Here is an 11,131-nt window from a genome sequence, read left to right as displayed (position 1 = left end):
GAGCGCGGCGCGTGCGGCGCGCAACGCCACCGAGGGCAGGCGGGCGGAGCGGGCGGCGGGATCGCGTTCCTCGGCGTAGCCGCCGTCCTCGAGCCCCACCACCCGCGGCGAACACGACCGCACCACGGGCCGCGCCGCCACCAGGTCGTGGGCCCAGCCGGACCGCACCAGCGCCTGCGCCTCGGCGGTGCGCGTCCAGCCGCCGATGACCGCCGCGCAACGCAATTGGTGGGCGCGCAGCATGGCGACCTCCCTGGCGTGCGAATACGGGGCCCGCGGCTCGGACAGCGAGTCGTCGCCGTCGTCCCACACCAGCACCAGCCCGAGGTCGTGCACCGGCGCGAACACCGCACTGCGCGTGCCGATCACCACCCGGGCACGGCCACGCAACACGGCCAGCCACCGCCGGTACCGCGCGGCCGGGCCGAGACCCGCGGCCAGCGCCACGGTGTCATCGGCGCCGCAGCGGGCCACCACGGCCTCGTGCAGCAGGTCGACGTCCTTCTGGTCGGGCACCACCGCCAGCACGCTGCGCCCGCCGCACAGCGCCGCGGCGGCGGCCTCGGCGAACCGGTCGGCCCACCGTTCACCGGGCAGCGCCTGCCACACCGCGCGGGCGGCACGGTTCTCCCCCAGCGCGGCCAGGAAACGTTCGCCGCGCTGGTAGCGCGCCCACCCCGCCGGATCGGGCGGCTGCCGCACGAAAACATTTACGGGCGAGGGGTTTTCGCGTTCCACCCGGGCGTGCCGGGGTGGGATCGCCAACCGCAGCACATCCGGGCGGGTGCCGGCGTAGCGCGCTGCGACCGCGTCGACGAGGCGCCGGATCTCCGGTGTCAGCACCGGTTCGGCCGACACCACCCGGTCCAGGCGGCCGAGCTTGCCTGCGTGGTCGGTGTCCGAGCGGCGCTCCAGCACGAAGGCGTCGACCAGACGCCCGTGGAACCGCACCCGCACCCGCACCCCGGGCTGGGCGTCGTCGGACTGCTCGGCGGTCACCAGGTAGTCGAAGTCACGGTCCAGGTGCGGCACCGTCAGCATCGGCACCACCCTGGCGATGGGCTCGTGCTCGGCGGGCAGCCTCGGGTCGCTCACCTAAGCCGGTGTAGCAGACGGCGCCGACGTCCGGCCGGCGAAGAATCCGGCGGTGATCAACAGCAGCGACGCCGCGTAGGCCCACCAGATCGGCACGGCGAGGGCCTCCGAACGCAGCACGAACCGGCCGATGCCGATCATGGCGTCGGACACCGCGAAGCACACGGCGCCCACCGCGGTCCACAGCGTCGGCAGCCGGGCCAGCAGCGCCGCGCACACCATCGCGCCCAGCACCGCGATGTAGAGCGTCACCGGCACCGCCATCCCGTCCGCCGTCAGCGACGGCCAGAACCACACCAGCAGCGCCGCGCACGCCACCACCGTGACCGCCGCGGCGACCAGCCTCGGCGTCGACCGCGAGACGAGCGGCAGGAGCGCCAGCAGGAAGCACAGGTGCGCCACGAGGAACGCCGCGAGGCCGAGCACGAAGGACGGTTCCCACCAGGGCATCGCGAGCAGGAAGTCACCGGCAGCGGAGAACACCAGCGCAGGCACCAGCCAGCGGCGCTCCCGGCCGATCGGGTGGGCCGCGGCGGCCACCGCGAGCAGGACCGCCGGCAGCGCCTTCACCGCCGGTTGCAGCGCGAATTGCCCGGTCAGCTCCGACCCTGCGGGCAACCGCAGCGCTGTGACGAGCAGGAACACCCCGTACAGGGCGCCGATGACGGCCGCGGCCAGCCACAGTGTGCGGATCCGGCGGGCGTACGGTGTCGTCGTGTCCATGGGTAGTGAAGAGCGAGAGAAGCCGGCCGTCGACGCCATTCTGATGAAGGTACTGGAGGCGGTGCCGTTCCAGTTGACAACCGACGGCGGACCGGAGGACGCCCGCCGCCGGTTCCGCGACCTGCCCCGCAAGCCGGTGCTGCCCGAGCTGCGTGTCGAGGACCGCACCATCGACGGCCCCGGCGGGCCGATCCCGATCCGGGTGTACTGGCCGGCCGAGGAGGGTTCGGCACCGCCGCCTGTGCTGGTCTGGCTGCACGGCGGCGGCTGGGTGGTCGGCGATCTGGACACCTACGACAACACCGCCCGGCAGCACGCCGCAGGCGCGGGCGCCGTGGTGGTGTCGGTGGACTACCGGCTGGCCCCGGAGCATCCCTACCCCGCCGCCGTCGAAGACGTCTGGGCCGCAACGCAATGGGTCGCCGAACACGCTGGCGAGCTCGGCGCCGACGGCGACCGGCTGGCCGTCGCAGGCGACTCGGCGGGCGGCAACCTCGCCGCAGTGGTCGCGCAGCTGGCCCGCGACGCGGGTGGACCGGCGCTGTGCCATCAGCTGCTGTGGTATCCCGCCACCACATGGGATTCGTCGCTGCCGTCGTTCCGGGAGAACGCCGACGCCCCGATTCTCAACACCGCCGCGACCAAGGCCTTCTCCCGCTGGTACGCCGGCGACGTGGATCTCGCGGATCCGCCGGCCACGCTGGTGCCTGCGCGCGCGGCCGACCTGAGCGGGCTGCCGCCGGCCTACATCGCCGTCGCCGGCCACGACCCGCTGCGCGACGACGGCATCCGCTACGCCGAACTGCTCACCGCCGCCGATGTGCCGGTCGAGATCCACAACGCCGAGACATTGGTGCACGGGTACCTCGGCTACGCCGGGATCGTGCCCGCCGCGACGGAGTCGATGGACCGCGGACTGGCTGCGCTGCGCGCGGCCTTTGCCGGCGGGCGGCCATGACCGACCGCAGCGGCATCGACCCGACCCTGCGTGCCCTGCTCGACCTGGTGCCGTTGAAGTTCGAGGCCGCCGACGGCGTCGAGGTCGCCAGGGAGAGGATGCGGCAGGTGAGGCCGCGGCCGGAAACGCTGCCGCCCATGCGGATCGAGGAACGGACCGTCGGGTACGGGGACGTCACCGATGTCCCGGTTCGCATCTACTGGCCGCCGGTCGAGGCATCCGGTCCGTTGCCGGTGGTGGTCTACTTCCACGGCGGCGGCTGGTGCCTCGGCGACCTGGACACCCACGACGGGGTGGCGCGCGCCCATGCCCTCGGCGCGGAGGCGATCGTGGTGTCCGTCGACTACCGGCTGGCGCCGGAGCATCCGTGGCCCGCGGGCATCGACGACTCCTGGGCGGCACTGCGCTGGGTCGGCGGACACGCCGCCGAACTCGGCGGCGATCCGGCGCGGATCGCGGTGGCCGGCGATTCGGCGGGCGCCAACATCTCGGCCGTGCTGGCGCAGCTGGCGCGCGACCAGGGCGGCCCGCCGCTGGTGTTCCAGCTGCTGTGGTACCCGCCCACCACCGGGGACATGACGCTGCCGTCGTTCGTGCAGAACGCCGACGCCCCCGTGCTCGACCGCGACATGGCCGAGGCGTTCCTGCAGTGGTATCTGCCCGAGACGGTGATGAGCGACCCGGCCAATCTGCCGCCGACCTTGGCGCCGGCGAACTTCGGCGACCTGTCCGAGCTGCCGCCGGCGTTCATCGGCACCGCCGAACACGATCCGCTGCGCGACGACGGCGCCCGTTACGCCGAAAACCTCCGCACCGCAGGGGTTTCGGTGGAGCTCCGCAACGAGCCGGCGCTCGTGCACGGTTACGTGAGCTTCGCCTCGGTGGTGCCCGCGGCCGCCGAGGCCACCGACCGGGGACTCTCGGCGCTGCGCGCCGCCCTGCACGGCGCATGAACGAGCCCGAGGTCCTCGAGGCCCGCACCGTCGGCGAGTGGGAGGACTGGCTGACCCGCCACCACGATTCGGCGACGGAGATCTGGCTGCGGCTCTACAACAAGAGCGCCCCCGAGCCGGGCATGAGCTACGGCGAGGCGGTGGAGGTGGCGCTGTGCTTCGGCTGGATCGACAGCCTCGCCCGCAGGTACGACGACGTGTCGCGCATTCAGCGGTTCAGTCCGCGCAAGTCACGCAGCCCGTGGTCGGCATCGAATGTGCAACGAGTGCAACGCCTCATCGACTCGGGGCGGATGCGCGAGGCCGGACTGCGCCAGGTCGAGGCGGCGAAAGCGGACGGACGGTGGCCGGCGGGCCACGGGTAGCGTGGGCGCATGCGCGTCAACGGTGACGACAGGAGGGCCATGACCGCACCCGACTACCGGACCGTCATCGTCGGCGCCGGCTTCTCCGGCATCGGCACGGCGATAGAACTCGACCGTGCCGGCATGGGTGACTACCTCATCATCGAAGCTGGAGCCGAGGCCGGAGGCACCTGGTACTGGAACACCTATCCCGGTATCGGCGTCGACATCCCGTCCTACTCCTACCAGTTCTCGTTCGAGCAGAGCCCGCACTGGTCGCGCACATACGCCCCGGGCCGCGAATTGAAGGCGTACGCCGACCACTGCGTCGAGAAGTACGGCATCCGCGACAAGATCCGGTTCGACACCGAGGTCACCGGCGCCGCGTTCGACGAGCAGGACAATCTCTGGCGGCTGTCCACCGACGCGGGCGACACCGTCACCGCACGGTTCCTGGTGAATGCGGCCGGCGTCCTCAACGTGCCGAAGCCGCCCGACATCGACGGGGTGGACACCTTCGCCGGCCTCACGCTGCACACTGCGCGCTGGGACCACAGTCAGGACCTCACCGGTAAGCGGGTGGCGATCATCGGCACCGGCGCGTCGGCGGTTCAGGTGATCCCAGAGATCGCGCCGGCGGTCGAGCGGCTGACCGTCTTCCAGCGCACCCCGATCTGGTGTTTCCCCAAGTTCGACGTGCCGCTGCCGCCCCCGGTGCGCGGACTGATGCGGCTGCCCGGCGGCAGTGCGGTGCAGCGACTGCTCAGCCAGGCCTTCGTCGAGGTGACGTTCCCGATCTCGGCGCAGTACCACGGCGTCTTCCCGCTCGCGCACCGGGCGGAGAAGGTCGGCCGGGCGTACCTGCGCAAGCAGGTCAAAGATCCGGTGCTGCGCGAGAAGCTGACGCCGCAGTACGCCGTCGGGTGCAAGCGGCCCGGATTCCACAACAGCTACCTGTCCACCTACAACCGGGACAACGTGCGGCTGGTGACCGATCCGATCGCGAAGGTGACGCCCTCCGGGGTGGCCACCACCGACGGTGAGCACCACGACGCCGACGTGCTGATCCTCGCCACCGGGTTCCGGGTGATGGACGTGGATTCAGGCACATTCGCCATCACCGGGACCGGTGGCCGCTCGCTCGCCGACTTCTGGAGCGAGCACCGGATGCAGGCCTACGAGGGCGTCAGCGTGCCCGGCTTCCCCAACTTCTTCAACATCTGCGGGCCGTACGGCTATGTCGGCTCGTCGTTCTTCGCGCTGATCGAGACGCAGACCCGCCACATCGTGCGGTGCCTGCGGCGTGCCCGCGACGAGCAGGCCAGCCGCGTCGAGGTGACGCAGGAGGCCAACGACCGCTACTTCGCGGAGATGATGCGCAAGCGGCACCGCCAGATCTTCTGGCAGGACAGCTGCCAGAAGGCCAACAGCTACTACTTCGACAAGAACGGCGACGTGCCGCTGCGGCCGGCGACCACGCTGGAGGCGTCCTGGCGCAGCCGCCGGTTCCCGCTGGACGATTACGCGTTCAGCGGTAGCGCGGTCTAGACGGCGTTCTTCAGGGCGTCGACCTTGTCGAGCCGCTCCCATGGCAGGTCGATGTCGGTGCGGCCGAAGTGGCCGTACGCGGCGGTGTTCGCGTAGATCGGGCGCAGCAGGTCCAGGTCGCGCACGATGGCGCCCGGACGCAGGTCGAACACCTCGGTGATCGCCTTCTCGATGATGTCCGGATCGACCGTCGCGGTGCCGAAGGTCTCGACGAACAGTCCGACCGGGGCGGCCTTGCCGATCGCGTAGGCCACCTGCACCTCGACACGCTCCGCCAGACCGGCGGCGACGACGTTCTTGGCCACCCAGCGCATCGCGTAGGCCGCCGAGCGGTCCACCTTGGACGGATCCTTGCCCGAGAAGGCGCCGCCACCGTGGCGGGCCCAGCCGCCGTAGGTGTCGACGATGATCTTGCGGCCGGTCAGACCGGCGTCACCCATCGGACCGCCGAGCACGAACTTGCCGGTCGGGTTGACCAGCAGCCGGAAGTCGGAGGTGTCCATGGTGTCGTGGGCGAGGTCGGCCAGCACGGTGTTGACCACCTTCTCCCGGATGTCGGGGGTCAGGGTGCCGTCCAGGTCGATGCCCGCCGCATGCTGGGTGGACAGCACGACGGTGTCCAGCCGGACCGGAGTGGTGCCGTCGTACTGCACGGTCACCTGGGTCTTGCCGTCGGGCCGCAGGTAGTCCAGCACGCCGCTCTTGCGGACCTCGGTCAGCCGCCGGGCCAACCGGTGGGCCAGCGCGATCGGCAGCGGCATCAGCTCGGGCGTGTCCTTGATGGCGTAGCCGAACATCAGGCCCTGGTCGCCGGCGCCCTGCAGGTCCAGCGGATCACCGGCACCCTCGACGCGCGTCTCGTGGGCGGTGTCGACACCCTGGGCGATGTCGGGCGACTGCGCGCCGATACCGATGTTGACACCGCAGGTGGTGCCGTCGAAACCCTTCTCGGACGAGTCGTAACCGATGTCGAGGATGCGAGCCCGCACGGTGTTGGTGATGTCGGCGAACGCTTCCTTGGCCGACGTGGTCACCTCACCCACGACATGCACCTGACCGGTGGTCACGAGCGTCTCCACCGCGACGCGCGAACGCGGATCGGCGGCGATGAGCGCATCGAGCACCGAGTCGCTGATCGCGTCGCAGATCTTGTCGGGATGGCCCTCGGTCACCGATTCACTGGTGAACAGCCGTCCTTTGCTCACGGTGGTGCATCCTTCCGTTCGAGCTCTCTCGAGATACTTAGTCAATCAAATTTTGTACGTGCCCTGTTGCACCCAAGCGTTTCACTCGCCTGTGCGCAACCCTTTCGCGCAACGTGCGCGTGCGCTGAAGATCACTCGTCGTTGCTGTGCAGGAACCCCACGATCGCGTCCACGATACGGCTGGCCATCAACGTCTTCGAACCGTGTTCCAGCGCCGACTCGGTGCCGTCGGACGCGAGCAGCCAGCCGGCGTTGTCCTCCACCTCGAACGCCCGATTGTCACCGACGGCGTTCACCACCAGCAGGTCGCAGCCCTTGCGCGCGAGCTTGGCCCTCGCGTGGAACAGCACGTCGCCGTTGGCATCGCCGGTTTCGGCGGCGAATCCGACGATCGCCCGCATGTTGGGCAGCTGACCGTCGGCGCGACTGCGCACCGCGCCGGCCAGCACGTCGTCGGTGCGGGTGAGTTCGATCACCGGCGTAGCGGCGTCGGGGTCGCCGGACTTCTTGATCTTGCTGGTCTGCACCTGCGTCGGCCGGAAGTCGGCGACAGCGGCGGCCATCACGAGGACGTGGGCGTCGGGCATGAGCTTGGACACCGCGTCCTTGAGCTGAGCGGCCGAACCGATGCGCTCGACATCGACTCCGGCCGGATCGACCAGACCCACGGTGTTGCCGGCGATCAGCGTCACGTCGGCGCCGCGCTGGGCCAGCACGCGGGCCATCGCGTAGCCCTGCTTGCCCGAGCTGCGGTTGCCGATGAACCGCACCGGATCGATGGGTTCGCGGGTGCCGCCCGCGGTCACCAGGACCTTGACGCCGGCCAGGTCGTAGGGCAGCGCATCACCACGGGCCAGCAACAGCTGGGCCAGAGTGGCGATCTCCTCGGCCTCCGGCAGTCGTCCTGCGCCGCTGTCCGCGCCCGTGAGCCGTCCCGATGCGGGCTCGAGGACGACGGCCCCGCGGCGGCGCAGCGTGGCCACGTTGTCCACGGTGGCCGGGTGCAGCCACATCTCGGTGTGCATGGCCGGCGCGAACAGCACCGGACATCGCGCGGTCAGCAGGGTGGCGGTGAGCAGGTCGTCGGCGCGGCCTGCGACGGCGCGGGCCAGCAGGTCGGCGGTCGCGGGAGCGACGACCACCAGGTCGGCCTCCTGACCGAAGCGGACGTGCGGTACCTCGTGGACGTCGTCCCACACCCCGGTGTGCACCGGATTGCCCGACAGCGCCTCGAACGTCGCGGCGCCCACGAACCGCAGGGCTGACTCGGTGGGTACCACCCGCACGGAATGGCCGGCCTCGGCCAGCTGGCGGATCAGCGTGCACGCCTTGTAGGCGGCGATGCCTCCTGCGACGCCGACGATGATCCGCTTGCGATCCGTCGTCACGTCGTCTGCTTCTCGCCCACGAGGCTGATCACTGGCCTACCCGGCGCTTACTCGCCCTCGGTGTGCTCGAGCAGGTCTTCGTGGATCTCGCGCATCGCGATCGAGAGCGGCTTCTCCTGCAGTCCCGGCTCGACGAGCGGGCCGACGTATTCGAGGATGCCGTCGCCGAGCTGGTTGTAGTAGTCGTTGATCTGGCGAGCACGCTTGGCTGCGTAGATCACCAGGGCGTACTTGCTGGACGCGCGACTCAGCAGTTCATCGATGGGCGGGTTGGTGATGCCCAACGGCGTGTCGTAGGAGCCGGCGGCGATCGAATCGACGGACCGGTCGTCCACAGCGGTCAGCTGTGCGTCGGCGTGCGGGGTGCTCACGTAAAAGTTCTCCTGGCGGTGTGCATCAAGCTTGATGGCTGTTCGGCGACCTGGGGGCGGCTCGCACCGGCCCAGCAGGACCGGTCGGCGCGTGGTGTCAATCGGTGCCCACCAGCAAGGATACCAATTCGGCGCAGGCCGACTCCAATCGGCTGTTGACCACGACCTCGTCGAAGTCCTGCTGAGCGGCCAATTCGGTGCGCGCGGTGGCGAGCCGGCGGGCCATCACCTCGGCGGTTTCGGTGCCCCGCCCGACGAGTCGCTGCTCGAGCGCCTCCCAGCTGGGCGGGGCGAGGAACACGCTGATCGCCTCGGGCATCGCACGTTTGACGGCGCGCGCCCCGGCGAGATCGACCTCGATCAGGACGGGGAGACCGGCCGCGGTCGCGTCGACGACGGGCTGCCGAGGCGTGCCGGAACGGTGCAGGCCACCGTGGATGTCGGCCCATTCGAGCAGTGCGCCGGTGTCGATGAGCTGCTGGAACCGCTCCGCCGACACGAATGTGTAGTCGACGCCGTCGACCTCACCCGGACGCGGAGCCCTGGTGGTCACCGAGACGCTGAAGTGCAGTTCGGGGATCCGTTCGCGCAGACACCTGACCACGGTGGATTTCCCGACGGCTGAGGGGCCGGACAGCACGATGACGCGTCCGGCCCCTCGGCCGGGACTCACTGAGGCGCCTAGTTCTGGTCGAACTTTTCGAGCAGAGCCTTGCGCTGACGATCGCCGAGTCCCCGCAGGCGGCGGGTCGGAGCGATCTCGAGTTCGGTCATGATCTCCTGCGCCTTGACCTTGCCGACCTTCGGCAGAGCTTCGAGCAGCGCGGAAACCTTCATCTTGCCCAAGACCTCGTCGGTCTCGGCGTCCTTGAGCACCTGCTTGAGGTTGGTGCCGCCACGCTTGAGCCGGTCTTTGAGCTCGGCACGCGCTCGACGAGCGGCAGCAGCCTTCTCCAACGCTGCCGCGCGCTGTTCGTCGGTCAACTGGGGAAGGGCCACGGGTGTTCCTCCGTCTCTGGCAATTACTTGGGCCATCATTTACTTGTCTCGGCTGGTCAAACCAGCCAGCGACGACGACCGTACCCACGCAGTCTGACGAACGCTAACCCCACCCCCGCGTTCTGGCGTCAAAACCGCAGGTTGTAGTACGCCCGCCGGCGCACGACCACCTGCGCGGGAACCGCGTCCCAGCAATCGCGTCACATCGGCGACGACCGTGTTTTGCCTGCACAACCGGGCTTTTTGCGGCGTCACCGCGACCGAGACCGGCGGCCGGGACGTGTGCGGGTGGCCGGCCGCCGACCCGTCACCTCGGCATTTGGGGAAATTTTCCCAGGTGGTGGCGTGTCGGGCGTGTTGCTGCACTGACGGATGCGTCAGTTTCCACGTCGTGCGGCGCGCCCAGCTCGCTCTCACGTTCGGGACAGCCGACACCTAGCTTCGCTAACTAGCTTGGGCGGGTCGGGGTCCCACACCAGAGGTGCCACTGCCTCGGAGAGAAGCTCACATGGACATCAGACGTCTGACCTACGTGACCGTGACCGCCGTGGTCATCGGTGCCTCGGCCCTGGCCGCCACGCCCGCCGTGGCCGTTGCACAGCCCGGACAGCCCTGCCGTTCCGGCGACTGCCGGGGCCCGGGTGGCGGTCCCCAGGCTGGTCACGACGGGCCGGGACGGCCCGGGGGTCCGGGTGGTCCGGGACGGCCGGATGGGCCCGGCGGGCCGCGGTGGGACGCTCCGCCACCACCGCCGCGTGACCAGGGCTGGCGCGGCATCGACCAGGGGCGCTACGACCACCAGCCGTTCAACTACCGCGGCAGCTGGGTGACGCCGATCTTCAACCCTGAGTTCCGCAACTGGGGCTTCTGGTTCTTCGGACTGTGGATCCCGCTGTGACCCGATGACGACTGTCGCGCAGACGGTCTCATCTCGTCGTCAGATGCACAGCGGGCGCCTCGACCGGACACAGGCCGCACCCATCCACTGTTCGTAGCGTCGCCCCGTGCGGCGAATCAGCGCCGCACCGAGCAGAAGTGGAGAGGCAGAGATGACCTTCAAGCGAGCCATCTACGCGTCGACCCTGGCCGCCGGAGTCGGAGTCGCCGGCGTGTTCGGCGTCGGCCTCGGTACGGCGTCCGCCCAGCCGGGGCAGCCGTGTGCCACGCAGCACGGGCAGGCGTGCGGCCCCGGTCAGCAGCGCGACAACCGTGCACCCGCGCCCGCCGCCAACGATTGGCAGGGACGAGGAGTCGACCAGGGCCGCAACGACCACCGGCCGTTCAACTGGCGCGGCCAGCAGGTCACCCCGATGCCCGCAGGCAACGGTCACGGATGGGGTTTCTGGTTCCTCGGCACCTGGATTCCGCTGTAGCGGCAGAGGTCAGGCGCTCAGGCCGCTATGCCAGGTATGCCACCGCGTCGCGCATCCGTTCGGCGGCCGCCCGCAGCGCCGCCACGGTGGGCCCGGCGCGCAGGACCTCGCGCGACACCGCGGGCAGCAGTTGGCCCGGCAGCGACACCGCGGGCAGCAGTTGGCCCGGCAGCG

13 protein-coding genes are annotated in these 11,131 nt (G+C 70.2%); 6 read left to right on the top strand and 7 right to left on the bottom strand.

The features are described 5' to 3' along the window. The coding region (locus H7I41_RS29545) for a primosomal protein N' family DNA-binding protein (protein ID WP_505011373.1) at positions 1-1,041 on the bottom strand (1,041 nt) is incomplete at its 3' end. 54 nt (positions 1,042-1,095) lie between these two features. Further along, on the bottom strand, positions 1,096-1,818 hold the full coding sequence (locus H7I41_RS29540) for a lysoplasmalogenase (protein WP_264016213.1): 723 nt from the start codon (positions 1,816-1,818) through the stop codon (positions 1,096-1,098). On the opposite strand from H7I41_RS29540, the gene H7I41_RS29535 reads away from it, so the two are divergent. Genes H7I41_RS29535 through H7I41_RS29520 form a run of 4 tightly spaced genes read left to right on the top strand, consistent with a single transcriptional unit; the run spans position 1,817 to position 5,621 of the window. Then, positions 1,817-2,776, top strand: coding sequence for an alpha/beta hydrolase (locus tag H7I41_RS29535; protein ID WP_264016212.1), 960 nt, complete (start codon positions 1,817-1,819; stop codon positions 2,774-2,776). The genes H7I41_RS29540 and H7I41_RS29535 overlap by 2 nt on opposite strands. Further along, positions 2,773-3,729: an alpha/beta hydrolase gene (locus tag H7I41_RS29530; RefSeq protein ID WP_264016211.1), complete on the top strand. Its 957-nt coding sequence runs from the start codon at positions 2,773-2,775 to the stop codon at positions 3,727-3,729. The genes H7I41_RS29535 and H7I41_RS29530 overlap by 4 nt, the downstream gene beginning before the upstream one ends. Further along, positions 3,726-4,094 (top strand): YdeI/OmpD-associated family protein, encoded by a 369-nt coding sequence (locus tag H7I41_RS29525; protein ID WP_264016210.1) that lies wholly within the window; start codon positions 3,726-3,728, stop codon positions 4,092-4,094. The genes H7I41_RS29530 and H7I41_RS29525 overlap by 4 nt, the downstream gene beginning before the upstream one ends. A 39-nt stretch (positions 4,095-4,133) precedes the next feature. Beyond that, positions 4,134-5,621 (top strand): flavin-containing monooxygenase, encoded by a 1,488-nt coding sequence (locus tag H7I41_RS29520; protein WP_264016209.1) that lies wholly within the window; start codon positions 4,134-4,136, stop codon positions 5,619-5,621. Here the strand turns inward: H7I41_RS29520 and metK are convergent. From metK to mihF, 5 genes are all read right to left on the bottom strand, one after another. Further along, positions 5,618-6,826 (bottom strand): methionine adenosyltransferase, encoded by a 1,209-nt coding sequence (gene metK, locus H7I41_RS29515; protein WP_264016208.1) that lies wholly within the window; start codon positions 6,824-6,826, stop codon positions 5,618-5,620. The genes H7I41_RS29520 and metK overlap by 4 nt on opposite strands. 131 nt (positions 6,827-6,957) lie before the next feature. Next, positions 6,958-8,214 (bottom strand): bifunctional phosphopantothenoylcysteine decarboxylase/phosphopantothenate--cysteine ligase CoaBC, encoded by a 1,257-nt coding sequence (gene coaBC, locus H7I41_RS29510; RefSeq protein ID WP_264016207.1) that lies wholly within the window; start codon positions 8,212-8,214, stop codon positions 6,958-6,960. A 47-nt stretch (positions 8,215-8,261) separates the two neighbouring features. Further along, a complete protein-coding gene (rpoZ, locus tag H7I41_RS29505; RefSeq protein ID WP_302916438.1) occupies positions 8,262-8,585 on the bottom strand; it encodes a DNA-directed RNA polymerase subunit omega in 324 nt (107 codons plus the stop codon). 97 nt (positions 8,586-8,682) lie between these two features. Beyond that, positions 8,683-9,258: a guanylate kinase gene (gmk, locus tag H7I41_RS29500; protein ID WP_264016206.1), complete on the bottom strand. Its 576-nt coding sequence runs from the start codon at positions 9,256-9,258 to the stop codon at positions 8,683-8,685. Positions 9,259-9,266: 8 nt separating this feature from the next. Continuing rightward, positions 9,267-9,584, bottom strand: coding sequence for an integration host factor, actinobacterial type (gene mihF / locus H7I41_RS29495; protein ID WP_264016205.1), 318 nt, complete (start codon positions 9,582-9,584; stop codon positions 9,267-9,269). 508 nt (positions 9,585-10,092) lie between these two features. Between mihF and H7I41_RS29490 the strand changes: the two genes are divergently transcribed. Both H7I41_RS29490 and H7I41_RS29485 read left to right on the top strand, forming a co-directional pair. Next, positions 10,093-10,482, top strand: coding sequence for a hypothetical protein (locus tag H7I41_RS29490; RefSeq protein WP_264016204.1), 390 nt, complete (start codon positions 10,093-10,095; stop codon positions 10,480-10,482). 151 nt (positions 10,483-10,633) lie between these two features. Beyond that, positions 10,634-10,957: a hypothetical protein gene (locus tag H7I41_RS29485; RefSeq protein ID WP_264016203.1), complete on the top strand. Its 324-nt coding sequence runs from the start codon at positions 10,634-10,636 to the stop codon at positions 10,955-10,957. Positions 10,958-11,131 lie beyond the last annotated feature (174 nt).

This window comes from [Mycobacterium] manitobense (assembly GCF_025821665.1).
GTDB lineage: Bacteria > Actinomycetota > Actinomycetes > Mycobacteriales > Mycobacteriaceae > Mycobacterium > Mycobacterium arseniciresistens.
Note: the sequence above shows the minus strand (reverse complement) of the source record. Positions and strands in the feature narration are given on the sequence as shown.